This is a genomic window from Gemmobacter caeni (genome assembly GCF_003054195.1).
Classification (GTDB): domain Bacteria; phylum Pseudomonadota; class Alphaproteobacteria; order Rhodobacterales; family Rhodobacteraceae; genus Gemmobacter; species Gemmobacter caeni.
Window position 1 is genome coordinate 83,211 of record NZ_QBKP01000013.1, and the last position, 26,601, is coordinate 109,811.

Here is a 26,601-nt window from a genome sequence, read left to right on the forward strand (position 1 = left end):
CTTTACGCCACCTTCAATCGAACCTCGCTGGCCCCACCGCCTGTCTTGATCACCTCGACCTGAACCGGGATCCTGTCTTTCATTGCCTGTACATGGCTGATCACGCCCACGGTTCGCCCCTCCGCTTGCAGTCGCTCCAAGGCATCAATGGCAAGATCGAGGCTATCGGAGTCCAGCGACCCAAAGCCTTCGTCAATGAATAAGGTACCGGCCAAGGCACGACGTGTACCCATGCCCGAAAGGGCCAGAGCGAGCGCCAGAGAAACAAGGAATCTCTCGCCACCCGACAAAGAGCGCGTCGTGCGTCGATCACCGGCCATGTCGAGATCAATGACGAGAAGCGCTAGGTCAGACGCAGCGACCTCCAACTGGTACCGTGGCTTGAGGTCCCTTAGGTGCAGATTCGCACGCTCCACGAGAAGGCCAAGGGTTACGGCCTGCGCGATCTGGGCAAAGCGATCTCCGCTTGCAGAGCCGATGGCGTCATTGATCGCGAGCCATGTATCGGCGGTCGCGCTGGCCTCCTTGATCTCGGTCTCAAGGCCCTTCAACCTTTCCTGCGCTTGAAGGTCTGCTGACTGCTGCTCGATCAACCCGCCGATCTCTTGGGCCCGTTTCTCGACCGCGGCATTGACCTCGTCTTTGCGGGCCTCGAGCTCATCCCGAGGTTTGTCTGGAAGCCCCTTTTCTTCGATGGCAATCAAGGCAGACTCAAGCTCCTTGAGCGCGCCGTCGGCTTCGGTCTTTTCAGTTTGTGCTTTTTGGACCTGTTCGCGGAGGGAAGTGACCTCTGCGTCGGAGGCTGCGTGAAGTGCGATCACGCGCTCAAAAGACAGACCCGCGGCAGCGCACGCGGCCGAAAGCGCCTCCTCAGCGGTCTTTGCACCGATTTCAGCCTGACCAACGGTCTGGCGAGCGGCGGCTAGCGCACTTTCAAAGCCGGCGAGAACGATCGCTTCGCGCCTGGCCGTGGCTTCAACGCGCTGGAGTGCGAGTAGCGCATCTTTTCGCGCATCGTTATGCCGCGTCCGGTGCACCTCCGTAGGCTCACCTCCCAGCAGCGATGCCCTTTCTTCTCTGAGAGCCTTTAGGTTCTTGGTCCGCGCATCCCTTTGAGCCGTGGCATCCGCCTCTGCACGCCTTGCGACTGCGAGCTCAGCCGCAGCTCGGGCGATGTCGGGCCCCAGCTCTGCAAGCCGGGCCCGATAGTCGGTGAGGCGACGCTGCGCCTCCGTCAGGTCGGAGACGGCCCTTTGCAGCTCGCTTAGCACGTCCTCTGCGCCCTCGCCGAACGCTTCAACATCGCGGCCAAGCGCCGCGAGGATTGTTCCGACCCGGGTGTCGATCTGCTCGACCGCTGTTCTTGCAGTCTCGATATTCGCGGACAGCTTCTCGATCCTTGACCCGGATCCCGCCATCCTTTGATCAAGATCGCGGATCTGTGCCTCAAGGCGTGCGATCTCACGCCCTTGTGCATCGATCACCCTGGCCGCGTCGTCATGAATCCTGTCGACCTCCTCGAGGCGGTCCCGGTCTTGCTCCAGCTTCTTGCGCCACTCGCCGATCGTCACGACAATCTGCGCGTATACGACATCACCGACACCGGGCTCGCGCGGGAGCCGGTTGTCGAGAGCGGTGCCGTCCAGAAGGCCGCGCGCTTCGGTGAAAGCCTCGATGGCCTTCGCGAGGCGACTGTCGAGCTCTGGCCTGATCGCCGTCTGCTCGGCGCTGATTTTCTCGGCTTCGGCTGCTGTTCCGTCGGCGTTTCGGAGTGCGTCCATCGCCGCAGAGTACGCTTTCTCTTCGGTCTCAAGCTGCAAGCGGAGCCCGGCCGCAAGCTGCGCCAAGGCGCTGTCCTCCATCACAGGATGAGAGAGCGACTGACAGACAGGGCACGGTTCTCCATCCCGGAGATGCTGCCGCAGGCGCGCAGCTTCGACCGAGACTGCGGCAGCAGCACTGGCGACCGGACGCCTGAGCGTTTCGACCCTTTGCCGGGCGGCCTCGACCTCTGTGGTCGCAATCGCCTTCGCCGCGACCGCAAAGGCAAGCTGTGCGCGCGCATCTGCGATCTTCCTTTCACTCCCGGAGATCACGCTTCGTGCAGCGCCCACCTCTCGATCAGCGCCCTGCACAGCGCGCAGGTCCGTCGCCGCTTGTGACAGACGCACCAATCTGGCGGACGGGTTAGCGGACCTCAACGCCTCGCGCTCACCCGCAACCTGATCCTGCCTCTCGCGGGCAGCCGTGATGGTAGTGTCGGCCCTCCTAATCGCGTCCTGCGCGGTCGTCTTCGTCTTGACGTCGATCGCTATCGAGTCTGTCAGGTCCGCTTTCTCGACCAACCATGCTGCCAGGCTGGTGGCCGCCTCGATACGATCCTGAAGGCGACCCTCGAGCATCGTCCAGTTCGCCAACAACGTCTCGTGGCCGACGACGGCTTCGAGGGGGGCGCTCTCCCGCGCAACAGCCGCCTCGAGCGCCGTCTTGTCCCTCTCCAGGTCCTGCGAAACAGCATCCGCCTGTCTTGCCTGTTCGGCCGCATCGGCGAGTTTCGCCTCGGCATCCCGTAATTCGCCCTCTGCGGTCCTCATGTTCCCATCGAGGGTCGTCGCGCGTGTCCAGTCCGGGCCGAGCTTCTTGAACAGCTCTTCCGCCGCGTCGTGATCGGCCTTTGCCGTCTGCACCGCGACGTTCACTTCCTTCACCAGCGCATCCTGCTGATCATGTTTGATGATGAGGTCATCGCGTGATGCTGCAGCATCGCCGAGAGCTTTGACCGCGATTTCCCGTTCCTTAATCTCGCCGCGCAGGCCGCGCGCGCCTTCCCATTCCCTGAGCCAAGCTTGGTTCTCTGCACAGTCTTCAAGCGCTGTTTGCGCTGTTGCCACCCGCTGCCTCGCCTTGGTGACTTTCGTATGGGCTTCGTCCCGCGATGCATACACGGCGATCTCGACCGAGATCCGCTGAAGTTCCTTGCCATCCAGGGTTTGGAGGTCCCGCAGTTCCCCAATCTGCGCGGACAGGGCTTCGCGCTCATCGCCGGACAAAAGCCTGTGCTCGCCGCGCCGCGTTTCGAGCGAGTCGAGCGAGCGCCGAGCCTCCGCATGACGCTCGAAGACCTTCCGCGAGATCGCTCGATAGATCTCGGTGCCTGTCACCTTTTCGAGGATCGCAGCCCGGTCACCCGTCTTTGCAACGAGAAAGGCATCGAAATCGCCCTGAGCAAGGAGCACTGTCCGCCGGAACTCATCATATGTCAGACCGGTCAGCTCGACGATGCGCTCGTTCACGATGGAGGTTTGCGTCGCGAGAACCTGCTTGTCCGACAGCCGCATCACGCTCCGCTCTACTGCCTGCAGCCGCCCATCCAGTCTTCCCCGCGCCCGGCGAGCCATCCATTCCGCTGCATAGTCCTCTCCATCGACTGCCCGGAACACTACGCGGGCAAAACCGTTGGAAGCTCCACGGCGAAGTGCCATGCGGGGGTCGTTGGACTTCAGTTCTTGACCATCGACGTCCTCGACGCTTTCCCGAGTGCCAGCACCCGAAAGGCGAGGACAGTCGCCATAGAGGGCCAGACACATCGCATCGAGAAGGCTCGATTTCCCTGCACCGGTCTCTCCCGTGATGGCAAAGAGGCCGGCAGATGAAAGAGGTCCTTCATTGAGTCGGATCGCAAAAGGCTCTGCGAGGCTCGCAATGTTTTCCCCGCTGATCGAGAGAATCTGCATGGCTCACAGGCTCCCCAGAATATCGCGGAACCCCGCAAGGTGGCGATCGTCAGGAGCTATGCCGTGCCTGCGGCTGAACGCTTGCACGAAGAGGTCCTCGGGTTGCGTGTCCTTGAGGGAGATCACTGGGGCTGCCGAGGCGGCACTCTCTGGATCCGCATCCACGGCACGATGGATTCGAATGCCTGCTGGACGGACGGGCAGCGCGCGCAACAGCGCTTCGGCTTTGCCTATGATCACGGCAGGCGCGTCGGGCCCGGCCGCAAGTTCGACATAGACGAGGGGTCGCAGTCCCATGTCTGGGACAGCGACGACTTCCAGAAGCGCGACTTCCAAGTCGTTGAGGTTCATCGTCCCTGACTTGGGCAATCGGAGGACCAGAGCCGGCCAGGGGATATCGCGATGGCGTGTCGTGATACTGCGTCCATCGATCTCAAGGATCGTGACGCCGTGACTGTAACGGATTTCGGAAGCCGAGAGCGGAAAGCAACTTCCGGAATATCGGACGCGGCCGCCGTCGAGGCTCTGTGGCCCGTGGAGATGGCCGAGGGCAACATAGTCAAGGCGAGGAGGAAAGATGTCCGGCGGTACCGCGTGCGAGCCGCCGATCAGAATCCGGCGCTCGGCGCCTTCACTCTCAATGCCACCCATGCAGTGGAGGTGCCCAGTGGCGATAAGGGGCAGATCATCCACGATCTGTTCGACGGCTGCAACGATTTCGGCATGGAAGGACCGTGCTGCGGCCTCAATGCTGAGCCCGGTCTCTGTGTCTGAAAAGGTAACGCCCGTGAGGTCGGCCGCACGGAGGAAAGGGATCGCCAGAACGTAAAGAGCGGGATTGCCGTTTGGACCTGGGATGGCGACGAGATGCTCTCGTGCATCCAGAACGCCAGCTTGTCGGCGCACGGTCCCGATCGCGTGGATATCAAGGCTCTCAAACAGATCGGCGGGTGCTTCTAGACGCAGGGCGGGATCATGATTGCCGCCCGAGATCACGGTGACAAGTCGTGGGCGCCGACGCTTGAACTCTGCGAGGGACCGATAGAGGAGTCGCTGGCTTTCGCCTGATGGGTTGGTGTTGTCAAATATGTCACCAGCGACGAGGAGGAGATCGATGTCCTCCTCTTCCAGGACGTCGGCGAGCCGGGCGAAGAACACTTCGTGCTCGCGCTCACGGGACCAGCCGTTCAGGGTTTGACCAATATGCCAGTCGGCGGTGTGCAGTGCGCGCATCAAATCCTCAAAACCAAAGCAGTTATTCGACGCAACCTGCGTCGCAAGAAATCACGAGAGTACAGCGTACCTTGGCCATCTCTTGTCACGATCTATCTCTTGGAAGCTGCGAGCAAGACTCAATACCACTGCGCTGCGCATCTTTATCCGGCCTTCTTCTCGAAAGAGCTATTCGGCGAAACTTTCCTAGGCCTGTTTGCGATTGACCGTCTTTCGATTTCGCGCGCTTCAGCGATACGCCACATCCGGTATCGACCCTGCCCGGTCACTTCGCGGATAAGGTGTCGCGCCTCCATCCAAGCGAGGTTACGCTGAACGGCGGCGCGACTGGCGCCGGTCATTGTCTCGGCCATTGGGGCAGAGACGAGTGGCCATTCAGTAAGTAACGCGCGCAAGGCTTTGGGCGTTCTGCCTGAGAGTGAGGTCATCTCTGCCTCCGCTCGCGCAGCCCATACCTCAACGTCGTCGAGGTGCCGGATCGCGCTCAGGCAAGCCGTTTCCATCCCGTCTAGCCAGCGCGTCAAACGGTCGGCGGGTCGGCCATAGGCACGAAGGCCCCCTACCCCGCCCATGGCCAGTGGCGCAAAGACTGCCCCTTTTCCCTCACTGGCTGCGATCCGGGCAGCCGTGACTGCCGCTTCCATCCTGTCTCCGTGCTGCCCGAGACCGGCCAAGCTCCAAAGGTGGAAGCCCATGCAGGCGCGGCTAATCGGGTGGAGATCGGCAGCTTGCGCCATCAAATCCAGCCAACCGCCCGCGCGATCCGTGAAGGGCTCCGCTTCATCAGCCAAGTTCTCGGGGTCACGGCGACCCAAAAAAGCAGCGAGGTCCACCTCTGGCACTGGCCCTCCTGTCAGTCGCCGGACCGTCCATCCGACCCGTGCCAGGGCGGCAGTGTCGTCTTGAACTCCAGACAGGCGCAGGGCGATCCAGAGAGCCAGTCGATCCGGTCCGATGCGGTCGCCTGCGAACCAGCTTAGGTCGGCCGCTTCGATCAGGGCGAGCCTGTGGCGCCAGCCCTCAGGCCCCCTCCGCAACCGCTCGTCCAGCCCACCGAGCCGACCTGCGACACGGGCGAGCCGCGCGGCATTGTCCGCCTCGGCTTTGCGCCAGTTGTCAAGGATTGCAGTCTCGTGGGGTTCGGCCCTGGGGATGGGCGGCAGATCGTCGGGCTCGTCTTCGATTGGACCGGGCAGGAACCACAGATCGTCTTCGGATCTCTCCGCGGCCTCTTCCACCCCGGTCAGAGGGTCGTCAAAACTATTATGTGGAGCAAATGCTTGAGGCGTCATATGTGCAAAATAAGTCAGTTTTGCACTTTACCCAAGGGTTTTTCGGGGTGCGTCTTTACTTCCTAAATAGCACGCGCGCGCGACTGCTCGCGAGATCACTCTGAACGCGCGCAGCCATAGGAAACTAAGGGCATTTCGCTGACCTCGGCCATGGAGAGTGCTCTTGCTTCTGTTCACAAACGGTCGTTTATTAGTGGTGTATGAAACTGCAAACGGCCTGTTTTGATGCCTCTGATCGGCTATGCGCGCGTCTCGACCGAGGATCAGACCCCCCTGCCCCAGTCGCAGGCACTGAAATCCGCAGGCTGCGCCGAGATCCATGAGGAACAAGCCTCGGGCGGCAACCGCGCGCGGCCCGTGCTGGCCCGTGTGCTCGAGCGGATTGGCAAGGGCGACACGCTGGTCGTCGTCCGCATCGACCGTCTGGCGCGGTCCCTCTCGCATCTGCTGGAGGTGATCGAGCGGCTGGAGGCGAAGGGTGCGTTCTTCCGCTCGCTCATGGACCCGATCGACACGTCCTCGCCGCAGGGCAAGTTCACGCTACAGGTCCTGGGCGCCGCCGCCGAGTTCGAGCGCGCCCTGATCCGCGAACGCACCAAGGCGGGGCTGGCCTCGGCGCGCAGCAAGGGCCGAATCGGCGGCAACCCCGGTCTGCGGGCCCGCGATCCGGCGGCGCTTCGCAAGGTGCGGCTGGCCCGACAGGACGGCTATATGGAACGGCTGAACGAGACGGCACAGGACTGGGTGCCCCATGTGCGCCGCCTGCGGCCCGACATGGCCTGGGAAGACGTGCTGCGGATCGTCAACGGCCCCCTTCCCCGCGAGCGCCAATGGACGCAAAGCCGCCTGCTGCGCGCCGTGAATGCCTACGTCCGCGACGGCTTCCTGCCCAAGACAGTGCTGGCCCGAGCCGGCCGCCGTGAGACCGACGACCGCCTTCCCGCCATCGTGGCCGGCATCAAGGGCGCGAACCCGGAAATTACGCTGCAGGAGATCTGCAACAGGCTCGAGAAGATGCGGGAGCGGACGCCCCGTGGGCGGACCAGCTGGCAGCCTTCGTCGGTAAAGATGCTGCTGGAGCGGGCTGAGAGGTTGGGGCTGCTCGGGTAGATGTGGCGGAGAGCCACCCCGTTACGCAAACGGGTTCACAATCCGCAGCTGGTTTTCAACGAGCAGGCCATCTTGCATGTCCTCGCTCCACAACTTGGTGCAGCCCGCGACCAGCGCGCTTGCCACGATCATTGCATCGTAAATCGAGAAGCCGTAGCGCTCCGCCAAGGCTCTACCGACGTCATGTGTGTGCAGCGTCAGATCCTCGACGGGACACAATGCGCGCACGCCTGCGAGAAACGCCCCCGTCTCCTCCCAACTGAGCCCGGCTTTGCGCCGACAGTTCACCAGCGTCTCGTTCAGGACCTGGACGCTGATCCGGGGTCCCTGCCCCATGATGGCCTCAGCCAGGTCGGCTTTCGAGCCCTCGTCCAGCAGGTAGAGGACAACGTTCGTGTCTGCGAACTCAGCGCTCATGTGCTTCGTCGCGGCTCAGGCGTTCCGCAGCGGGCAGCTTCCTTCGGAAGCGGCGCAGACCCTTCAGCACCTCGTCCGCACGTGGCAGGCGACGAACTCTGACCTGGCCGTCGTCCTTGACCAGGTCGATCTGATCGCCTTCCTTGAGGCCAAGTTCCCGGACAAGCTCCGCGGGCAGACGGACGGCGAGCGAGTTGCCCCATTTTGCGACCTGCATCGTGGTCTCCTGCGTGGATATACGCGCAAGAATGTATATCATGCTGGCTGCATGGGCAAGCCTGTCCGCGAGCGCGGGCTACTCTTGTGCGTCACGCAGAGGCTGACACCAGATTTAGAAACAGCTTGCGCGAATCTGGTTGGTCAGGCAATAGTCTCGAAAAATAACGCGCGGTCACATAAAAATCGCGCCCACGGATCGAGCGGGGCATGACCGAGATAGACAAAGACCTGGACGTTGCCATTGGCCACTACGCCGAACTCCTGGCTTCGAACCTGCATGCGCAACGCGCAGCACACTTTCCGCCCGATGCGAAGAAGGTGATGCGTAGCTTGACGAGCGGTGAGGCGGCCGAGTTGCTCGGTGTCGATCACACCTACCTTCGCAAACTTCATCGGGAAGGCAAGATCGCAGACGTCGAAACGACGGCCGGTAGCCATCGCCGCTACACCCTCGACGATGTCTGGGAAATCAGAAAAAGTCTCGAGGCCAATGCCAAGAAGCCTGGAACCTACGTGCCGGGTCGGCGCAAAGGCGACGAGCTGCAAGTCATTTCTGTTGTGAATTTCAAGGGTGGGTCCGGCAAGACCACCACATCTGCACATCTTGCACAGAGACTTGCGTTCAAGGGTTATCGGGTGCTGGCCATTGATCTGGATCCGCAGGCGTCGTTGTCCGCCTTGCACGGGATCCAGCCTGAACTGGACCTCATGGAGGGCGGGACGCTGTACGACGCGGTCCGTTATGACGACCCTGTCCCTGTTTCCGAGGTCATCAGGAAGACATACATCCGTGGCCTGGATCTCATTCCGGGCAATCTCGAGCTCATGGAGTTCGAACATGAGACCCCGGCCGCGATCCAGCGTGGTGGCGCCCGCGCTTTTTTCGCGAGAGTCCGTGACGCACTCGACAGCGTCGAAAGCGACTACGATGTCGTCGTGATCGACTGCCCTCCGCAACTGGGCTTCCTGACCATGTCTGCCCTCTCCGCGTCCTCGGGGGTTCTGGTTACGGTCCACCCGCAGATGCTTGACCTCATGTCCATGTCGCAGTTCCTGCGGATGACGGCCGACCTGTTGGGCGTGATCCGCGATGCAGGCGCCAACCTGCGGTTCGATTGGCTCCGGTTCCTGCCGACCCGCTACAAGGTGGGCGACGCCCCACAGACCGAGGTGATCGCCTTCATCCGCGGGCTCTTCGGGCGTTCGGTGCTGACCAACCACATGGTCGAGTCGACGGCGATATCGGATGCCGGGCTGACCAAGCAGACCTTGTATGAGGCGGACAAAAAGGACTTCACGCGCCAGACCTTTGATCGCGCCATCGAGTCCATGAATGCCGTGAACGACGAGATCGCCGCGATCATCCAGAGCACGTGGGGACGCAATGGCAAGAAAACCTAAACTAGGACTGCCATTGCAGACCTTGCGCAATGCCCCCGACGCTCTTGAGGGGCGCAGGCTGCGGGGCGGCGTGTTCGAGATCGAGCCTGACCACATCGAGACCGTGGGCAGGCTGGATGACCGTCTGCAAATCGAGATTGCTGGGCTGAAGGCATCGATCTCCAGAAGCGGCCAACGGGTGCCGATCCTCGTGCGACCTCTCGAAGGGGATCGCTACAGCCTGATCTACGGGCGTCGTCGGCTTGAAGCCTGCCGGGATCTCGGGATCAAGGTCCGTGCGATTGTCACTGAAATGGACGGAGATCAGGCGCTTCGGGATCAGCTGCTCGAGAACCAAGAACGACGTGACTTGAGCTTCATCGAACGGGCCTTGGTCGCGGCGGCCTTGCTCAATGGCGATCATCTGGGAGAGGCGGAACGCACCAACAAGGGTGTGGCAGAGGTTTTGGGCCTTACCGAAGCCGGTGTGTCGCAGCTGTTAAGCGTCGTCCGCGCGGTTGGTGAAAGCCTCGTCCTAGCGATCGGTACGGCACCTGGCATCGGCCGGCCTCGTTGGGAGGAGCTCAAGAAGTCACTGGGCGATGCATCCGTGGACCGCGAGAACCTCGCTGCAGTGGCGGCAGAGGCCAGGTCTTCTCATTCTGGTGGCCCTGACGAAAAGTCGGACGCCGCGTTCCTTGCCGTCCTCGCAGCAGTGGTGCAGGTAGAGCGGCCGACCCGTCCATCAGGTCCCCGAGGGACGCCAAGTGTGGCCATTCCGGGTGTCGGGGCTGCAACCATCGCGACAGGCGGCCGCGGCCGACAGTTCAAGCTCGAACTGAAGGCTGAGGACAGAGATTTCGTCAGCTGGCTTGAGGGCAAGGCCCCGCAGCTGATCGCCGAGCTTCACGAGCGCTGGAAGCGCAAGGAAGACTGAGGAAGAGCGACAACCAAAAAGGAGGCACGAGACAGGCAGAAAAGAAAAAGGCCCCGAGAAGCAAGCTTCACGAGACCTTTATTAGGTTTCGCACGGGACCAGCCCGCTACAAAACTCAGTTTTCGCACCTCTGAATGTAGCGATCTGGCCCTTTTCCCGCAAGCGCAAAGCGATTCGCGGGCCAGGGAAATTTTGCCTTCGTGAACTGACATCATGGAGTACACACCGATTTCGCCGTTTATGCGGCCGATCTCGCATGCCCATCTGCGCGTGATCGAGCGGCCCGAGGCATCCGTTCCGGGCAAGCCCGTCAACAAGTGGGAACTTTTGCGCGAGTTGTCCAAGGCGCAAGCTGCCTTTGGGGTTTCCGAGCGCGATCTGACGGTTCTGCAGGGGCTGCTTAGCTTCTTTCCCGATGATGCGCTTGGTGGGAACGCCGAGATGGTCGTCTTCCCTTCCAACAAGGCGATCTGCGAGCGGCTGAATGGCATGCCCTGCTCCACGATGCGCCGTCACCTCGCGCGCCTGGTCGAGGCAGGCTTGCTCATGCGGCGGGATAGCCCCAACGGGAAGCGCTATGTCCGCAAGAGCGGCGAAGAGCGTGTGGCCTTCGGCTTCGACCTCTCGCCGCTCTACTGTCGGTCCGAGGAGATTGCGCGGGCCGCTGAGGCCGTGCGTGAGGCCGAGGAGCGTGTCAGACGGTTGAGGGAGGTCGTGAGCCTCATGCGGCGCGATCTCGCGGCCCTAGCGGACTTTGGAGAGGATATCCAGCCGGGCTTTGGCTTCTGGGATCAGCTTCGCGACACGGCGGCCCTCACAGCGCGCGCTCTGCGCCGCAAGTTGTCGCTTGATGACCTCGTGGCCTGCCGTGGTGAACTCGAAGCCCTCCTGGATCAGGCACGGAACCTCATCGATGGTCCTGAAACAGAAGAAATGAACACCAATGATGACCGTTTTGAGCGTCACCATCATAATTCAAATACAGACACTATCGATCTTGAACCTGCCTTGAAAAAAGGCGGGGCGGCGGGCGGCGGGCCAGATGATGATAGTGAGGCGCCCGGTGCAGATGTGGAAGAAGCAGAGACGAGAAGTTTGCCAAAGATTCCACTCCATCTGGTGATTGCGGCCTGCCCTTCCCTCAAGACTTTCTACCAGGGCGATATCCGACACTGGCATCAGCTTTTCGATGCGGCATGCCACGTCCGGCCCGCAATGGGGATCAGTGCATCCGCGTGGGAAGAAGCGCAGCGGTTCATGGGTCCAGAGCAGGCGTCCATCGTCCTGGCCGCCATCTTGGAACGCTTCTCCGATATCCGATCGCCTGGGGGGTACCTGCGCGCGCTCACATCCAAAGCTGCGACGGGCGAGTTCTCTTGCGGGCCGATGGTCATGGCGCTGGTTTCCCGCCGAAGTGCTGCATAACAGCTGTTAAGTCTATTGGGGCGATCACCAAGTTCGACAAGACTTAACAGCTGTAAAGTCACGCGTCGCTGGGTCAGTAGCACAGAGAGGAAAAGGTTGGGGGTTTGAGGTGTGACGGTGAGTGAGATCGGGAGAGTGGCTTCCGGCGCCCGTCGTGGAGAAGATCTGATGGCGAAATCTGCCCAGAAAGTCACCCTGTCCCCTTCGCGGGACATCCCCTTCGACAAGCTCGTCCTGAGCCAGTCCAACGTGCGACGCATTAAGGCCGGCGTCTCGGTGGAAGAGCTGGCCGAAGACATCGCGCGGCGCGGGCTCCTGCAGAGCCTGAACGTGCGGCCCGTGCTCGATGCCGATGGTGTCGAGACCGGGACGTTCGAGATCCCGGCCGGTGGTCGTCGTTTCCAGGCGCTGTCGCTCCTCGTGAAGCAAAAGCGGATGGCGAAGACCGCGCCGATCCCTTGCATCGTGCGGGATGCTGCGTCGGAGATCCTGGCTGAGGATGACTCGCTGGCGGAGAACATGCAGCGCGTTGCCCTGCACCCTCTCGACCAGTTCCGCGCTTTCCATGCCCTGCGCGAGAAAGGTCAGGGCGAGGAAGCGATTGCGGCGGCCTTCTTCGTCACGCCGCAGATCGTCAAGCAGCGCCTGAAATTGGCCTCCGTGGCCCCTGCCCTGCTCGAAGTCTATGCCGACGATGGCATGACGCTGGAACAGCTGATGGCGTTCACTGTGAACCCGGATCATGTGCGTCAGAACCAGGTCTGGGACGCGGTGAAGAACTCCTGGAACAAGGAGCCCTATGCCATCCGGCGCATGCTGACGGAAACCTCGGTCCGGGCCTCGGATCGTCGTGCTGTCTTCGTCGGTGTCGATGCCTATGAGGCTGCAGGCGGTGTAGTGTTGCGCGATCTCTTCCAGGGCGATGACGGTGGCTGGCTCGAGGACCCTGCACTGCTCGACCGGCTGGTCTCCGAGAAGCTTCAGGCCGAAGCCGAGGCGCTGGTCTCGGAGGGCTGGAAGTGGATCGAGGTGGCGACCGACCTGCCCTATGGCTACAGCCACGGCCTGCGGCGTCTGGCCGGTGATCCAGCGCCGATGACCGACGAGGAGAGCGCAGCCCATGCGACGCTCCTCGCCGAGTATCGTGCGCTGGAGGAGCAATACTCCGGCGAGGACGAGTACCCGGAGGAGATCGATGCCCGGCTTGGGCAGCTCGAGATGGCGATGGAGGCGCTCGAACAGCGGCCGCTGAACTACGACCCGGCCGAGGTTGCGCACGCGGGTGTCTTCGTGACACTGGATCGGGACGGCAGTCTTGCGATCTATCGAGGCTATGTCCGGGCCGAAGACGAGCCGCATGAGGAGACCGCGGTCCAGGATGGTGTGGATGCCATGGGGCAGGGGGGTGATGTCGGCGGTTCCAGTTGGAAACCATCGGCGACGCCCGCTGGCGGCACCATCATCACCTCGGGTGGTCAGCCGATCGGTGCGGACCCGTCCGAGGAGGACGACGACGGAGCGCTGAAGCCGTTGCCCGAGCGGCTGGTCATGGAACTGACGGCCCACCGGACCCTCGCGCTCCGCGAAGCCATCGGGCGCTCGCCTGACGTGGCGCTGACACTCCTGCTTCTGAAACTGGTGACGGACACCTTCCGCACCTCCTCTGCTTCGGGCAGCTGTCTCGAGGCCTCCGTGCGTCACGTCTACATGTCCGCGCAGGCGCCCGATCTCAAGGACAGCGTCGTGGCGAAGCTGGTCGACGAGCGGCACGCGGCCTGGGAGGCTGATCTGCCTCTCGGCGATGATGCCGCGCTCTGGGACTGTCTGGCCGTGCTCGACCAGGGCAGCCGTCTGGCGCTCCTGGCGCATTGCCTCAGCTTCGGCATCAACGCGCTCCATGAGAAGGTGAACCCCTATGGAGCGGGTATCTCCGCCAGCGGTCTGACCCGTCGCATGGCGCATGCCGATCTCGTGGCCCGCGCAGTCGAACTCGACATGGTGGAGGCGGGTTGGGAGCCGACGGTCGATGGCTATCTCAACCGCGTGCCCAAGGCCCGGATCCTCGAGGCTGTGCGCGAGGCGAAGGGCGAGGGGACCGCGCAGCTGCTCGATCACCTGAAGAAGGGCGAGATGGCCACGGAAGCCGAGCGGCTCCTCAAGGGAAGCGGGTGGTTGCCCGAGGTCCTGCGCCGGGCCGATCTGGTCGCACTGGACGGTGGGGCGATCGCAGAAGGGCAGGAAGAGGACGCGGGCCAGCCCGAAAATGCCGATCTCCCGGCCTTCCTGACGGCCGATCTGCCGGAGAACGCCACGTCGATGATGGCGGCGGAGTGATCTGAGCCATCGGGGGGGCGGGAAAACCCGCCCCCACACCCCACAAAATACAGCAATATCAATATGATGAATGCGAACGCTTGCATTCGGGATGAGGAAACATGTCCGCAACGACCATAATCGAAACAGCCCCCCTCGGGGCGCTGATCCGTTACACCGACGGCAGTCCCAAGCCGCCGGCACGGTTCAAGAAGAAGCTGGCGGCTTGGGAGCGATCGAACGGCGTCGGCCGTCTTGTGAAGAAGGAACCGCCAAGGGCTTATCCAACCTGGACCGCTCCGCCCTCCTTCACGCTTCACGAAGGGAACTTCTCCTCGGACGGGGTCATTCTCGTCACCATCATGCGTAGCCATTCGGCAGACAGCCGACTGATCTTCGAAGTGGCCGAGGAACCGAAGCCCGGGCAGGTGCGCGTGCTGCTGGACTTTGGCGGCAACAGCGAACTGCTGCATCTGGCGGAGTCCGTCACCGCAGCGGAGCTCTGGATCGCGCGGGAAGGTTATCGCAACGCGCGGCTCGAGATCGTCGGTGCCGAGGACGGCGATAGGGCAGGGGGCGCGGACCTGGCCGCCTGAGCCCAGAAAATGCGTGAGGGGCCTGCTCACCGGCCGGCCTCTCGCCGACCACTTGAACCTCGTCCCGCGAAATCGCGGGGCACCAAAGGATCCATCCCCAAAGGCGGAAGTCTTCAACCACGAGTCTCCCCGGGAGGCTGGCGGCGTTCCAAGCATGAGCGGGACAACCGGCTCCTGACGTTGGGGCACCATCCCCCGCTCGCCATTCCCTTCCTTGCCCCGAATCCCGTCTTCGAGATCAACCCGCGAGGGGTCGGACTACGGGCATGCCCGTGCCGCCGGGTGCATTCGGGCAAGCCGAACGCACCCGGTGATGTCAGCCAGTCTTCGGGCCTGCGGGGTCCTGTCGCGCGGGGGATGGTCCCCCGCCTCCAAGACAGGAGCCAAACAGATGTCCCGCAAAGATGCTTACGCTTTCGCCGCCTCCCTTGCCGCCACGCTCATGGTCTCGATCGTCGTCTTCCAGGCAGGCGATGGTACCTTCGGCGCCGTCCCCGCCGATGAAATCGACGGCGACGAGGTTCAAGTGATCGCTGAGGTCGACCCGTGGGCGTAAGGCCCACGGATTCTCCTGGGGCTCGGAGGCGGAGCGAAGGCTCCGATCCGGGCCTTTCGCCTGTCTGCCATCCTGTGCCGACCAGCAGAGTGAGGCGACGACGGTCGGCAAGCGAAATGGGCGATCACCGCTGCCCCACGGGAGCTGTGATCACCTGACTTTCAAAGGTGAATTGGCCGTTCCCACTTTGCTGTCTTTAGACCGCGAGCTCAGCCGGGTCTTTGCCGGCATTGACGTGATCGGCGAACCAGTGCGGTTTCCGGCCCCGGCCCGACCAGGTGAGGGCCGCGTTCTCAGGGTGCCTATACTTCGCGAGGGCCGGCGCACGAGTGGCTTTCACCTCAATACCGATCAGGTCGGCGAGGGAGTAGCCCATCTCCTTGGCGATGGCTTCCAGCTTGGTGCGGGCTTCGGCCTTATGACGGTCCTCATAGGTGGAAATCGCCTTGGCGAGGTCCTTCTGCAATTGCCGCAGTTCCTTAAGTGACGTCGCCTCGAGATTGAAATCAGCCATTGGTCCCTCGTGTCCTGAGTGATGCGTCCGGGATAGCCGTCAGGTCGCAACATCGCAACTCCCATGGAAGTTGCTGCGGGTAGGGCAGGGGGATAAGGTTGGCTTGAGCTGCCGGGTCGGCGGTTTCGAAAATGCTTTGACTCCGTTGCCTTGGCCAGGAAGGCCGAGTTCAGCGAGAGCCCCCGGGCCCCTCCTATCACCGGTGCCATTCCTTCGACTGACAATCCCCTAAGCCTGTTCGGCCTCTGGCGCGCAACCCCGCGTCAGTCCGGGCCGTGTTGGCTAGCGATCCTGAAGGATCGCGTCACCTGCCCGCTCCACCCCGGCCCTCTGGAGGTTTCCGGTCGACGTTCCGTCTCCCGTGCACGCCTCAGCCGACAGGCTTTTCCGGGTCTTGTCGAAGGGACGGTCCCAGGGACAGAAAACACAGGAACTACAAAATGCAGAACATCGTCATCCTCGCCGGCAACATCGGTCAAAAGCCCGAAGTGCGCTCGACCCAAAGCGGCACGAAGATCACCAACTTCACCCTGGCCACATCCCGGCCGCGCCTCTCGGAAGGTCGCGTGATGCGCGACGAGAACGGCTACCGGGTCATGGACACCGAATGGCACCGCATCACCTGCTTCAACGGTCTCGGCAAGACCGTCGCAGAGCACTGCGAGAAGGGCATGAAGGTCCTCGTCCACGGCCGCATCCACTACACCAAGTGGACCGACGCAACCGGCACCGACCGTTACGGCTGCGAGATCATCGCCGAGAAGGTCGACTTCCTGAGCCGCCCGAAGTCGGCCGAGAACGAAAACCCCGAGCTGGTCGACCGCGACGACGAGATCCCGTTCTGAAAAGAACGGGGTCTCCCCCTAGGGCCCGGCGGGGAAACCCGCCGGGCTCCGTCGTTTTCGGCCCATATGTATGTGTCGGCTGCTGTTCGCAACTGAGTTTCTGCGCGGCTTCGGAAATCGCTCATATGTATCCGGCCTGTTGATCGGCTCGCGGGCCGTGGCCTTGATGGGGTTACGCACGCGCCGTGGTCTCATTAGCGGAAAGGTCGATGATGACCTTTTGGGCCGTCAGACTCTGGGGGCGTATCTTCTCCGTTCCATGCTGTCTTCTCCGTCGCGAACTCCGTTTCGGCCTTGGTTGCTTCAGATCGCTTCCAGAGCCGGATCTTGTTTTGCATCGAACCGAGTGCCGTGGTGGAGAACGCTCCAGGCGGTTCGGGCGATCTTGTTGGCAAAGGCGATGGCGGCCTTGTTGCGCGGCGTTCGTGCGACTGCCCCCGTCAGCCATGGACCGAAGCTGAAGTCGGCCCACCTGTGCTGGCGCATCATGATCACCTTCGCCGCCTGCACGAACAGCATGCGCAGGTAGCGACTGCCGCGTTTCGTGATCCGTCCGAGGATCGTGCGCCCACCGGTGCTGTATTGTGTGGGCACCAACCCCACCCAAGCTGCGAAGTCGCGCCCTCTGTCGAAGGCTTCGCCTTTGCCGATCGCTGCCACCATCGCGGTCGAGATCATCGGGCCGATCCCCGGAATGCTCATGATGTTTGCGCAGTTCTCTTCGGTACGGCTGATCTCTTCGATCTCGGTCAACACGTCTTCGATCCGTCGGTCCAGCCAGAGCCAGTCTCCATAGAGGCCCATCAGGATGCCGCGGATCCGTGGCGAAATCTCCTCGCGACGCTGATCGAGGATCGCTTCGAAGGAGTTCTTCAATGCGCGGAGGCCGGAGCGGACAGTAATCCCTTGCTCGATCAGGAAGGCGCGGATCTGGTTGATTGTCGCTGTGCGCCGCGAGACCAGTCGCGCCCGCACCCGATGCAGGGCTTGCAGATCGAGCTGGTCCTGATCCTTCTCGGCAACGGTCCGCAAGTTGGGCCGAAGTGCTGCTTCTGCGATGGCCTCGGCATCGTTGTAGTCATTCTTCTGGCCCTTGTTGAAAGGCTTCACGTAGATCGCCGGAATAATCCGCGGTTCGAAGCCCATGCCGCGGAGCGTCCGGCTGACGAAATGGGCGCTGAGGCACGCCTCCATTCCGACAACGCAACGAGGGAGATGTTCGAACGTCGCGGACAGGGCTAGCCGCTTGATCTGCTTGCGCATGACCAGCTGACCGGATCGGTCAAACCCAACCAGATGGAAAGTCTCCTTGCCGATGTCGATCCCGACCACGGCGAGTTCTTCAGTGCTTCCTTTCTTCTTCGCATGCATCGCTGCTTCTCCTGCAGATGAGGGGGCATCCTGCTTCAGGATAACCCAACGCTGGGGAAGCAGCCGACACATCCCATTAGCGGACTCTGAGGCGGAGCATTCGCGAGCCTGCTCGCCGTGTCCCCCCGCGAAATGTTGAGCGGCTCAGTCCAGATGCGGGAAATAATCTGCGGGTGACAGGGCGATGTCGCTTGGGTCCAGTCCTCCGGTCAGCACCCTGATTTCCGTGCGGATATCTTTGTCGATTGCTGCGCCGCCCAGGATGGCTTCGGCGGCATCGACTGCGAGCCTACCCTGCTGCACCGGATCATCGAAGGGGGCTGCGAGGACCTGTCGTCCGACAAGTCCGCGCGCGATGCTGTGGCTTGAATAGGTGGCCGCGAGCGCCGGTCCGTCGTCGCCCGTTTCGAGGGCCATCGCGGCCTCTATGGCGGGGGCGGTCCCGATCACCAGACCGGCCTGAGGATGCTCTGCGCGGGCTTTTTCAACCAGGCGAAGCTGTTCAGCGGTGCCCGTATCGGCGCCATAGGTGGCAACGATAGTCACCGACGATCCGACTAGACCTTCCATCAGTCCCCGTTCAAGCGGTGCGACCCATCCGGCCTTTGGCGGCCCGGACAGCAAGACAGCCTCGACCGGTGCGCCCCGACCTGGGTAGCGGTCGGCAAGATGGCTGCCCAACGCGCGGCCCATGTTCGCCCAATCCACGCCGACCTGTGTGGCAAGTGCGTCGGAATGCAGTTCGTTCACTAGCCCGATCACCGGATGGCTTCGGGATGCCACCTCTACCGCCGTAAGCAGGCCCGGTGCGTCCGAAGAAACTGCGCCGATCAGGATTGCCACGGGCTGAAGCGCCCTGCATGCGTCGATCTGCCGAAGCTGGTTCTCAAGGGCGTCGTATCCGCCCGCTTCGAAGAAATGCACCGAGAAACCAAGGTCTTCGGACCGTTGTTCGACACCGTAGGCGACGCTGAGCCAGTATTCATCCTTGAAATGCGGGACAAGCACGCAAAGCGTGCGTCCGTCCGCCCATGCCGTGCCGCCGAAAAGGCCGCAGAGGGCGAAGATTGCTGCGCCGATGATCCGGCGGTAATCCTTCCTGATGCGCTCCACACGGTTCGACACGCAGCTGAAGTCCTTCTTCATGGTCCTTTTCGGGCTGATGGTCGTTGTCGGTCTGGCATCGTTCGGCGTCAACCGCTTCCTTGCCCAAACCCAGCAGCGCGTCCTGTCGGAAAGCATCGCGATCATCGAAAGAACCGAGCGGGTGGCGCAGGATGCTGATTTCGCGGCGGCTCTGGCGGGTCAACTGGCCGCAGCGCGGGAGTTGCGTCAGTCCGAAGACCTGGCGCGGGCGTTGCAGCTGCGGATCGACCGCATCGCCGCCGATCTGGAGGTTACCCGCGCCTTTCTCGGACGTGCGCCAGAGCCAGATTCGGCCACTCCGGTGCGCGGTGTGGTGACCGAGATGGAGAGCACCGTTGCCGTGCTGATCGAGGCGACGGAACTGGAGCTCACCGAGCGTGCGTCGCTTTCGGAAGCGGGCGCGATGCTTTCGGCCCTTATCTCGACCGAGGCCGATCTGGCGCGCCTGCGTGTTACGGCGGGAATCTGGGAACTCTACTCCCTGCCATCGGGGGCGGATACGCGGCCGGAACTCGACCGTCTGGCCGATGCGAACTTCTTTGCCTATGAGCGTTTGGCGGAGATGGCCGAGGCGGTTTCGACCTTTGGCCAGTTGCTGGCGCGGGTCGGAATGGCGGGCCGCAATGCCGAACTGGACGCTCTGGAGCGTGATTACCAGGCGGAGGTGGCGCTGATGCAGGACCGCGTGACCTTCATGCTTTCGGCCCGGTCACGGGCGATGGCCTCCGACATTGTGGCCGAACTCGCACAGGGCCTGACGGTGGATGGAGTGATCGCGCAGCGCCGTTCGGCGCTGCAGGCAAAAGAGGCACTCGATGCGCTGTCGTTGGAGCTTGGCCGCCAGCTCGACCTGCTGATCGCAGAGGCGCTGCAAGGACGTGTCGAGACGCGGGAACGAATGCAAACCGCGGTTGCTGCCTCGGGCTGGCAGGCGACGCTCTTGTCCGCTGCGCTTGCGGGTGTGATCCTTCTGGCGCTGTTTGCCGGCTATATGGTCTGGACGCGCATCCGACGCCGGGTCGTCCTGCGACTGGAAGGCGTGGCCGACCGTATGGTGGCCATGGCGGACGGGGATCTGGGTCAGGCGCTCACGATCAGCGGCGCGGACGAGATCGGGCGACTGGAAGCGGCGCTGAACATCCTGCGGGACCGCGCCGAAGAGGCCATGACCCTGCGTGGTCGGCTGGAAGCGGCAGTACTCGATCGCACTGCCGAAGTGGTGGCCGAAATGCAGTCTGCCAATGCGGCCCGCGCCGATGCCGAAGAGCAGAGCCGAGCCAAGACCCACTTCATGGCCCGCATGAGCCACGAGATCCGCACGCCCCTGAATGGGCTGATCGGGCTTCTGGACTTGCTGGGCGCCGATGAAGCAGACGCGGGGCGGCGCGCGCGGCTGGAGGTGGCGCTGACGTCGGCGCGCGACCTGCAGGAGTTGACCGAGGAAATCCTGACCTTCTCGGTTGGCGAGGACGGGCAGGACCAGAAGCGCCTTGCAGCGTTCGACCCGACCGTGGTCGCGCAGGGTCTTGCTGCGCATCTGGACGTGATCGCGGCGGCAAAGGGGCTGCAAGCCGTAGTCAGGATCGATCCGGATTTGCCCCCAGCGCTTGTGGGCGAGCCTACCAAGATCCGGCAAGTGATGATGAACCTGCTGTCCAATGCCGTCAAATACACCGCGCGGGGTAGTGTGACACTGAGCGTTGGTGCAAGGCCCATACCACCGGGCAAGCAGGAGCTCAGCCTCTGCGTGCGCGACACGGGGCCCGGCATGACTGCGGACGAGACGCGGCAGGCCTTCGACATCTACGGCCGCAGCCGCTCGGCCCGTCAGAGCGGGGTCAAGGGCGTGGGGCTAGGTCTGGCCATCGTCAGGCAATTGACCGATGCGATGGGGGCGGAACTGCGGATCTCCACCCTGCCGGGACGCGGCAGCAGTTTCACGCTGGTCCTGAGCCTGCCTGAGGCCGACCCTGACGCAATCTCCGCCCTGCCGCCCGAGCCGGCAGCAGGGGCAGGCCGGCGAGTGCTTGTGGTGGATGACCACCCCGTCAACCGGCTGGTGGCGCGCGGCTATCTGGAACGCATGGGATGCAGAGTGACCGAGGCCGCGACTGGACAGGCGGCGCTTGCGGCGGCGCGGGACGGGGATTTCGACGCGATGCTCGTCGACCTGAACCTGCCGGACCTTAGCGGCGATGCCGTCGTATCGCAGATCGTGCGCAAGGGGGCGCGGGTGGCAGTCCTGACCGCCGACCTCGTGCGGGATGATGCCGAAACGCGGGAGAGGTTCGGCGTGGACCGGGTGCTGACCAAACCGATCTCGCCCCGTGCGCTGGCATCGTTCCTGGAAGGGGGCGAGCCACTGCCCGCGGCGGAAACCGCGCCTGGATCGGTTGTCGATGTCGCCCTGCGCGACGACATCGCTGGGTTGGGTGCCGAGCAGACGGCCGAGATCGTGGCGGCCCTGATGGCCGACATTTTGGCTGCGGTTCCTCTATTGCGGGACTTTCCCGATCCGGAAACGAGGCGCAAGCTGGCGCACCGGCTGAAGGGGGCCGCGTCGAACTTCCGGCTCGAGCCGTTCTGCAACCTGATGCAGCGCATCGAGGCGGGCGAGCCTTCCGCGCTTGAGACGTTGAACAGCGTGGCTTCCAACGCGATCAATGAACTGGCCTCTGCCGCGCGCCGCGCAGGCCTTGATCTTCAGCCCTTCGCAAAGCCCGCGAAGACATAGCCTTCGCCCATTCGCGTCAACAGGAATTCCGGCTGGGCCGGGTCCGCCTCGATCTTCTTGCGCAGCCGCCCGATCAGAACGTCTATGGTCCGGTCGCCGGGCCGCAGTTCGCCGCGTCCGACAATCTCGCTCAGCCTCGCGCGGCCGAAGGTGACGCCGGGATTGCGGGTCAGCGTGTCGAGCAGATCGAATTCCTGCGCGCTGAGCGTCTCTACCCGCGCGGCCGAGACCAGACGGCGGCGAATGCGGTCGAAATGCCAAGGTCCGAACTCCTCGACCACATCGGCGACGGGAGCGCGGCGTCCGATCTCGGTGATGCGGTAGAGCAAATTCTTGATCCGGGCGGCAAGTTCGCGGCGGTCGAACGGCTTGGTGACATAGTCATCCGCCCCCATCTCTAGCCCTATGATGCGGTCCACCTGTTCGTCGCGCGAGGTCAGCAGGATGATGCCCACCCGCGACTTCGCCCGCTGTTCGCGCGTGATGGTCAGCCCGTCCTTGCCCTCCAGCCCGATGTCGAGAAGCAGGATCTCGGGCGGGTCGGTGTCGATCACCTCCTGCATCGCCTCGGCATCCTCGACCTCGGTGACGCGGTGGCCGAGGCCGCGCAGATAGGCTGCAAGGCGCATGCGCGTGACGCGATCATCTTCGACAATCAGAACATGTGCGGTCATGGCTGCGTCTTTACATGTCTTCACATCTCTTCACCACATGGTTTGACGGCTGTCAAGGCTTCCGGCGGGGTAAACCGGCACGGTCGCGGCAGAAATCGGATGGAGGTCCGCGATGAAAGTGATGCAACCCACCAGACGTCATTTCCTTCAGGGCAGCGCCGCCCTGTTGGGATCGGGCTGGCTGATGAACTCTACGGCCATGGCGGCCATCGACCCCAACTCCTTCTCTGGCCGCATCTTCAGCGCCAGCCACTATGGCCCCTTCGAAGCCGTGGTGCGCGACGGCCAGATCGTCGGCATCTCGCCCATGATCGAACTCGACCAGCGCCCGACCGAGATGCTGATGCATGGCGTCTTGGACCGGGTCTATGACAAGTCGCGCATCGATTATCCGATGGTCCGCAAATCCTATCTGGAAGGCTGGAAGTCGGGCGATGTGAAACCCGAACTGCGCGGCAAGGAAGAATATGTCCGCGTTGATTGGGATACCGCGCTGAAGCTGACGGCCAAGGCCATCACCGACACCATCGTCGAACACGGGCATCAGGCGATCCTGTCCACGTCCTATGGTGGGTGGAGCCACGCCGGCATCATGCGGCCGAACGTCCTGCAGGGCAAGTTCTTCAACATGATCGGCGGCTGCACCAACACGGTGGGCGACTGGTCCGGTGGTGCCAGCCAGATCTCGCTGCCACACGTGATCGGCGACATGGAGGTCTATTCCGCGCAGACCGCGTGGGAAGTGATCCGCGACAACACCGAGGTCTTCGTCCTGGTCGGCTGCGACCCGATCAAGAACAACCGGATCGAATACACGGTGGCCGACCACGGCATGTATGGCCCTTGGGAGCAGATCCGCGACAACGGCTGCAAGTTCATCTCGATCAACCCGCAGAAGACTGCCTCGGATGCCTATCTGAACGCCGACTGGGTCCGGATCGTCCCAAACACCGACGTCGCGCTGTTCCTGGGCATGGCCTACCACGTTCTTGAGAACGGGCTGGAGGACAAGGATTATCTGGCGAAGTACACTGTCGGTTCGGACAAGTGGATCGCCTATGTGAAAGGCGAAGGCGAGGACAAGACGGCGAAGACGCCGGAATGGGCCTCGGCCATCACCGGCATCGACGCAGCGAAGATCCGCGAGCTGGCCGGGCTGCTGGCCAAGTCCAGGACCGAGATTGCAGGGGCCTGGTCGCTGCAGCGCGCCCACCACGGCGAGATGACGCACTGGGCCATCATCAACTTTGCCGCGCTGACCGGCAAGATCGGCAAGCCGGGCGAAGGCGTCGGCTTCAGCTGGCACTATGGCAACGGTGGCATGCCGCAATCGGGCAAGGGCACGCCTTCGGGCCTGAGCCAGGGCAAGAACTTTGTCACCGACTACATCGTTCCGGCCTCGCGCATCACGGAGGCGCTGGAAAATCCGGGCGCCGAAGTTGTCTACAACGGCAACGTCCGCAAATACCCGGACGTGCACATGATCTACAACGCCGGCAACAACTTCATGTCGCACCAGCAGGACACCAACCGGCTGATCAAGGCGTTGCAGAAGGTGAAGACCATCGTCAGCCAGGATGTCTGGTGGACGGCAGCGACCCGTTGGGCCGACATCGTGCTGCCCGCCTCCTCCCCTCTGGAACGCGACGACATCTCGGTCGGCGGCACCTATTCGAACGACAAGATCTACGCGATGAAGAAGGTGATCGAACCGGTCGGCGAAAGCCGTAGCGACTTTGAAATCTTCGCGGGCCTTGCCGATCTGTTCTACAAGATGTCGCCCTATGTCGAGGACCAGCAGTTCCCCGAATACATCGAAATCATGAAGTTCGCCTATGCCAAGACCGGGGCCGCCGAACACACGCCGTTCGAAGAGTTCTGGGAACGCGGCTATGCCCTGCAACCCGCGCCGAAGGAAGCGCGGCAGTGGGTTCGCCACGGCGACTTCTACAGCGATCCCGCAGCCAATCCGCTGCACACCAAATCAGGCAAGATCGAGATGTTCTGCGAGACCATCGCGGAGATGAATCTGGAAGACTGTCCCGGCATGCCGATGTGGCTGGAGCCCGCCGAATATCTGGGCAACGCCAAGGAAGGCCAGCTGCACGTCGTCAGCCCGCACCCCTGGTATCGCCTGCACAGCCAGATGGACCAGTCCGCCAGCCTGCGCGACCTCTACAAGGTGCAGGGCCGCGAACCCGTGCGGATCAATGCCGAGGATGCGGCGGCGCGCGGCATCGCCGACGGCGACCTCGTCGAAATCTACAACGACCGCGGCACGGTTATCGCCGGTGCAGTTGTGTCGGACGAGATCATGCCAGGCGTCATTTCGATCTATGAGGGTTGCTGGCCCAGCCTTGACAGCAAAGGCCGCTGCAACTCGGGTCTGGTGAATTTCCTGACCTCAACGCAGAAATCCTCGGGCCTGAGCCAGGCGACCACGGCGAACACCTGCCTTGCCTCGATCCGCAAGTGCGAGGACCCCGAAGGTCCGAACATGGCCTATGAAAAGCCGCCGATCTTGGAAGGCGTGGAACTGGCCGCGATCGACGATGCCGATCTGGCGCTGGACCGGCTGGATGCGGTTATCGAGGCGCTTTATGACGATATGAGCCCGGGCGAAAAGATGTTCTACGAACGCTGCACCGTCTGCCACGGGCCGCGCGACGTGGGGGCCTTCACGAAGTTGCAATGGAAGGCGATCACGCCGTCCATGTTCCCGCGCGCCGGTCTGGATGACGCGGAGGCCGCGCTCATCATGGACTTCCTGATGGAAAATGCCTCCGACGCGGCAAACTGACCTAACCTGTCCGCGGCCGGATCAAGCCGGCCGCGGACCCTTCTTCCGAAAGTTCCCTGACCATGACTGCCGCCCTCGATGTTCCGTCCCTGATCGATCTCGCCACAGCGTGCGAGATTGCCATCGCACAGGTTGAGGGGATCAGAACGCTGCGCGACCTGCCGCTGGCGGCCGCTTTGGGCCATGTCTGCGCGCGTGACATCCTTGCGACCAGCGCGATGCCCTTCTTCACGAATTCCGCCGTGGATGGCTTTGCCCTGCGGCTGGCCGACCTTGCCGAAACACCCCATGTCCTGCCCGTTGCAGGGACCGTCGCGGCCGGCGTCGGTTATCCTGACACCCTGCCCGACGGGGCCGCGCTTCGCATCTATACCGGCGCGCCCTTGCCTGAAGGGGCAGATTGCGTCGTCGCGCTGGAAGCGGTGACCGAGGCAAACGGGCGCATCCATCTGGATTTCCTGCCGCAGACTGGTGCGAACATCCGCATGCGGGGTAGCGACCAACCCCTTGGCGCGGTCCTGCTGCCGCGGGGTACGCGTATCGCGCCGCAGCATGTCGGCCTTCTGGCCGCCAACGGAATCGGGCGCGTTCCGGTGATCCGCAGACCGCGAGCCGTGGTGCTGTCGACCGGCGACGAACTGGCCCAGGGCGGGCAGCGCGGAGCAGGGCAGATCTTCGACGCCAACCGGCCGATGCTTCTTGCCCTCGCCCAATTGGCCGGATGTGAGGCCGTCGATGGCGGCACCATGCCCGATGCGGTGGTGCCACTGGCGCACCGGCTGGCCGATTTGGCGGGGACCGCCGATCTTGTGCTTTCCTCGGGCGGGGTGTCGTTGGGCGGGCGCGATCCGATCCGGCCCGCTTTCGCAATGGCGGGCGGCGAAATTGCGGGCTGGCGCGTGGCGGTGAAACCGGGAAAGCCCGTGATGTTCGGCCGCATCGGGGATACCGCCTTCACCGGCCTGCCGGGCAATCCGATGGCGGCCTTCGTGGGTTTCCACCTTTTCGTTAAGCAGCAGATCGACCGCCTCTCCGGCAGGTCCCCCGACCCCTTCGCCGCCCGCAAGGCGCGCGCGGCCTTTTCCTGGCGGCACCGTCCCGGCCGTCAAGAGGTCTTTCCCGTCCGTTGCCTCGGAACGGACGGGACGGGCCTTCCCCTCTTGGAACGGCTGGGCAACGGTGTGTCGGCCACGCTCTTTCCGCTGTCGCAGGCGGATGGCCTTGCCACGGTTGCCGCCCTGTCCGAAGGCGTGACCGAAGGCGACCTGATCGAATGGCAACCCTTCGGCATGGGAGGCTGAGCCC

Annotated in this window: 20 protein-coding genes; 11 read left to right on the plus strand and 9 right to left on the minus strand. The window is 63.2% G+C overall.

Annotation, left to right across the window (positions count from 1 at the left end; translation table 11 throughout):
• Positions 1 to 2 precede the first annotated feature (2 nt).
• The 3 genes from C8N34_RS18130 to C8N34_RS18140 form a co-directional block, all read right to left on the minus strand.
• Complete coding sequence (locus C8N34_RS18130) at positions 3 to 3,734, minus strand: AAA family ATPase (protein WP_108129947.1); 3,732 nt, start codon at positions 3,732 to 3,734, stop codon at positions 3 to 5.
• Between the two features lie 3 nt (positions 3,735 to 3,737).
• Positions 3,738 to 4,967, minus strand: coding sequence for an exonuclease subunit SbcD (gene sbcD, locus C8N34_RS18135; protein ID WP_108129948.1), 1,230 nt, complete (start codon positions 4,965 to 4,967; stop codon positions 3,738 to 3,740).
• A gap of 143 nt (positions 4,968 to 5,110) precedes the next feature.
• A complete protein-coding gene (locus C8N34_RS18140; RefSeq protein ID WP_242013843.1) occupies positions 5,111 to 6,259 on the minus strand; it encodes a hypothetical protein in 1,149 nt (382 codons plus the stop codon).
• 225 nt (positions 6,260 to 6,484) lie between these two features.
• Here C8N34_RS18140 and C8N34_RS18145 point away from each other — a divergent pair, with 225 nt between their 5' ends.
• Entirely contained in the window at positions 6,485 to 7,369 is an 885-nt protein-coding gene (locus C8N34_RS18145; RefSeq protein WP_108129949.1) for a recombinase family protein, read from the plus strand.
• Positions 7,370 to 7,390: 21 nt separating this feature from the next.
• Here the strand turns inward: C8N34_RS18145 and C8N34_RS18150 are convergent, their stop codons facing one another.
• A complete protein-coding gene (locus C8N34_RS18150; RefSeq protein WP_108129950.1) occupies positions 7,391 to 7,786 on the minus strand; it encodes a PIN domain-containing protein in 396 nt (131 codons plus the stop codon).
• Positions 7,776 to 8,003 carry an AbrB/MazE/SpoVT family DNA-binding domain-containing protein gene (locus C8N34_RS18155; protein WP_108129951.1) on the minus strand — a complete coding sequence of 76 codons (228 nt, stop codon included), beginning with the start codon at positions 8,001 to 8,003 and terminating at the stop codon, positions 7,776 to 7,778. The genes C8N34_RS18150 and C8N34_RS18155 overlap by 11 nt, the downstream gene beginning before the upstream one ends.
• Positions 8,004 to 8,212: 209 nt before the next feature.
• Between C8N34_RS18155 and repA the strand changes: the two genes are divergently transcribed.
• From repA to C8N34_RS26430, 6 genes are all read left to right on the plus strand, one after another.
• Positions 8,213 to 9,406 carry a plasmid partitioning protein RepA gene (repA, locus tag C8N34_RS18160; RefSeq protein WP_108129952.1) on the plus strand — a complete coding sequence of 398 codons (1,194 nt, stop codon included), beginning with the start codon at positions 8,213 to 8,215 and terminating at the stop codon, positions 9,404 to 9,406.
• Entirely contained in the window at positions 9,390 to 10,322 is a 933-nt protein-coding gene (repB, locus tag C8N34_RS18165) for a plasmid partitioning protein RepB (RefSeq protein ID WP_108129953.1), read from the plus strand. Before repA ends, repB begins: the two co-directional genes overlap by 17 nt.
• Positions 10,323 to 10,535: 213 nt before the next feature.
• Positions 10,536 to 11,747 (plus strand): plasmid replication protein RepC, encoded by a 1,212-nt coding sequence (gene repC / locus C8N34_RS18170; RefSeq protein ID WP_108129954.1) that lies wholly within the window; start codon positions 10,536 to 10,538, stop codon positions 11,745 to 11,747.
• A 168-nt stretch (positions 11,748 to 11,915) separates the two neighbouring features.
• Positions 11,916 to 14,081, plus strand: a complete 2,166-nt coding sequence (locus C8N34_RS18175; RefSeq protein WP_108129955.1) for a ParB/RepB/Spo0J family partition protein — start codon at positions 11,916 to 11,918, stop codon at positions 14,079 to 14,081.
• A 101-nt stretch (positions 14,082 to 14,182) separates the two neighbouring features.
• On the plus strand, positions 14,183 to 14,656 hold the full coding sequence (locus C8N34_RS18180; protein ID WP_108129956.1) for a hypothetical protein: 474 nt from the start codon (positions 14,183 to 14,185) through the stop codon (positions 14,654 to 14,656).
• Positions 14,657 to 15,047: 391 nt separating this feature from the next.
• Positions 15,048 to 15,212, plus strand: a complete 165-nt coding sequence (locus tag C8N34_RS26430; protein ID WP_165496653.1) for a hypothetical protein — start codon at positions 15,048 to 15,050, stop codon at positions 15,210 to 15,212.
• A gap of 196 nt (positions 15,213 to 15,408) precedes the next feature.
• On the opposite strand, the gene C8N34_RS18185 is transcribed toward C8N34_RS26430, so the two are convergent.
• Positions 15,409 to 15,726 (minus strand): H-NS histone family protein, encoded by a 318-nt coding sequence (locus C8N34_RS18185; protein ID WP_108129957.1) that lies wholly within the window; start codon positions 15,724 to 15,726, stop codon positions 15,409 to 15,411.
• 440 nt (positions 15,727 to 16,166) lie between these two features.
• Here C8N34_RS18185 and C8N34_RS18190 point away from each other — a divergent pair, with 440 nt between their 5' ends.
• A complete protein-coding gene (locus C8N34_RS18190) occupies positions 16,167 to 16,571 on the plus strand; it encodes a single-stranded DNA-binding protein (RefSeq protein WP_028030787.1) in 405 nt (134 codons plus the stop codon).
• A gap of 303 nt (positions 16,572 to 16,874) precedes the next feature.
• Here C8N34_RS18190 and C8N34_RS18195 read toward each other — a convergent pair whose 3' ends face one another.
• On the minus strand, positions 16,875 to 17,942 hold the full coding sequence (locus tag C8N34_RS18195) for an IS110 family RNA-guided transposase (protein ID WP_108129958.1): 1,068 nt from the start codon (positions 17,940 to 17,942) through the stop codon (positions 16,875 to 16,877).
• A 144-nt stretch (positions 17,943 to 18,086) separates the two neighbouring features.
• Positions 18,087 to 19,088, minus strand: a complete 1,002-nt coding sequence (gene torT, locus C8N34_RS18200) for a TMAO reductase system periplasmic protein TorT (RefSeq protein ID WP_158640727.1) — start codon at positions 19,086 to 19,088, stop codon at positions 18,087 to 18,089.
• On the opposite strand from torT, the gene C8N34_RS18205 reads away from it, so the two are divergent.
• A complete protein-coding gene (locus C8N34_RS18205; RefSeq protein ID WP_158640728.1) occupies positions 19,087 to 21,822 on the plus strand; it encodes an ATP-binding protein in 2,736 nt (911 codons plus the stop codon). The two genes, torT and C8N34_RS18205, sit on opposite strands and share 2 nt — an antisense overlap.
• Here the strand turns inward: C8N34_RS18205 and C8N34_RS18210 are convergent.
• Entirely contained in the window at positions 21,792 to 22,496 is a 705-nt protein-coding gene (locus C8N34_RS18210) for a response regulator (RefSeq protein WP_108129960.1), read from the minus strand. The two genes, C8N34_RS18205 and C8N34_RS18210, sit on opposite strands and share 31 nt — an antisense overlap.
• Positions 22,497 to 22,608: 112 nt before the next feature.
• On the opposite strand from C8N34_RS18210, the gene C8N34_RS18215 reads away from it, so the two are divergent.
• Both C8N34_RS18215 and C8N34_RS18220 read left to right on the plus strand, forming a co-directional pair.
• Positions 22,609 to 25,296 carry a molybdopterin-dependent oxidoreductase gene (locus C8N34_RS18215; RefSeq protein ID WP_108129961.1) on the plus strand — a complete coding sequence of 896 codons (2,688 nt, stop codon included), beginning with the start codon at positions 22,609 to 22,611 and terminating at the stop codon, positions 25,294 to 25,296.
• A gap of 62 nt (positions 25,297 to 25,358) precedes the next feature.
• Complete coding sequence (locus C8N34_RS18220; protein WP_108129962.1) at positions 25,359 to 26,597, plus strand: molybdopterin molybdotransferase MoeA; 1,239 nt, start codon at positions 25,359 to 25,361, stop codon at positions 26,595 to 26,597.
• Positions 26,598 to 26,601 lie beyond the last annotated feature (4 nt).

Excerpts from the sequence above, each read along its gene's own strand:
- C8N34_RS18130 (WP_108129947.1), bottom strand. The coding sequence starts at position 3,734 with ATGCAGATTCTCTCGATCAGCGGGGAAAACATTGCGAGCCTCGCAGAG.
- sbcD (WP_108129948.1), bottom strand. The coding sequence starts at position 4,967 with ATGCGCGCACTGCACACCGCCGACTGGCATATTGGTCAAACCCTGAAC.
- C8N34_RS18140 (WP_242013843.1), bottom strand. The coding sequence starts at position 6,259 with ATGACGCCTCAAGCATTTGCTCCACATAATAGTTTTGACGACCCTCTG.
- C8N34_RS18145 (WP_108129949.1), top strand. The coding sequence starts at position 6,485 with ATGCCTCTGATCGGCTATGCGCGCGTCTCGACCGAGGATCAGACCCCC.
- C8N34_RS18150 (WP_108129950.1), bottom strand. The coding sequence starts at position 7,786 with ATGAGCGCTGAGTTCGCAGACACGAACGTTGTCCTCTACCTGCTGGAC.
- C8N34_RS18155 (WP_108129951.1), bottom strand. The coding sequence starts at position 8,003 with ATGCAGGTCGCAAAATGGGGCAACTCGCTCGCCGTCCGTCTGCCCGCG.
- repA (WP_108129952.1), top strand. The coding sequence starts at position 8,213 with ATGACCGAGATAGACAAAGACCTGGACGTTGCCATTGGCCACTACGCC.
- repB (WP_108129953.1), top strand. The coding sequence starts at position 9,390 with ATGGCAAGAAAACCTAAACTAGGACTGCCATTGCAGACCTTGCGCAAT.
- repC (WP_108129954.1), top strand. The coding sequence starts at position 10,536 with ATGGAGTACACACCGATTTCGCCGTTTATGCGGCCGATCTCGCATGCC.
- C8N34_RS18175 (WP_108129955.1), top strand. The coding sequence starts at position 11,916 with ATGGCGAAATCTGCCCAGAAAGTCACCCTGTCCCCTTCGCGGGACATC.
- C8N34_RS18180 (WP_108129956.1), top strand. The coding sequence starts at position 14,183 with ATGTCCGCAACGACCATAATCGAAACAGCCCCCCTCGGGGCGCTGATC.
- C8N34_RS26430 (WP_165496653.1), top strand. The coding sequence starts at position 15,048 with ATGTCCCGCAAAGATGCTTACGCTTTCGCCGCCTCCCTTGCCGCCACG.
- C8N34_RS18185 (WP_108129957.1), bottom strand. The coding sequence starts at position 15,726 with ATGGCTGATTTCAATCTCGAGGCGACGTCACTTAAGGAACTGCGGCAA.
- C8N34_RS18190 (WP_028030787.1), top strand. The coding sequence starts at position 16,167 with ATGCAGAACATCGTCATCCTCGCCGGCAACATCGGTCAAAAGCCCGAA.
- C8N34_RS18195 (WP_108129958.1), bottom strand. The coding sequence starts at position 17,942 with ATGCATGCGAAGAAGAAAGGAAGCACTGAAGAACTCGCCGTGGTCGGG.
- C8N34_RS18205 (WP_158640728.1), top strand. The coding sequence starts at position 19,087 with ATGGTCCTTTTCGGGCTGATGGTCGTTGTCGGTCTGGCATCGTTCGGC.
- torT (WP_158640727.1), bottom strand. The coding sequence starts at position 19,088 with ATGAAGAAGGACTTCAGCTGCGTGTCGAACCGTGTGGAGCGCATCAGG.
- C8N34_RS18210 (WP_108129960.1), bottom strand. The coding sequence starts at position 22,496 with ATGACCGCACATGTTCTGATTGTCGAAGATGATCGCGTCACGCGCATG.
- C8N34_RS18215 (WP_108129961.1), top strand. The coding sequence starts at position 22,609 with ATGAAAGTGATGCAACCCACCAGACGTCATTTCCTTCAGGGCAGCGCC.
- C8N34_RS18220 (WP_108129962.1), top strand. The coding sequence starts at position 25,359 with ATGACTGCCGCCCTCGATGTTCCGTCCCTGATCGATCTCGCCACAGCG.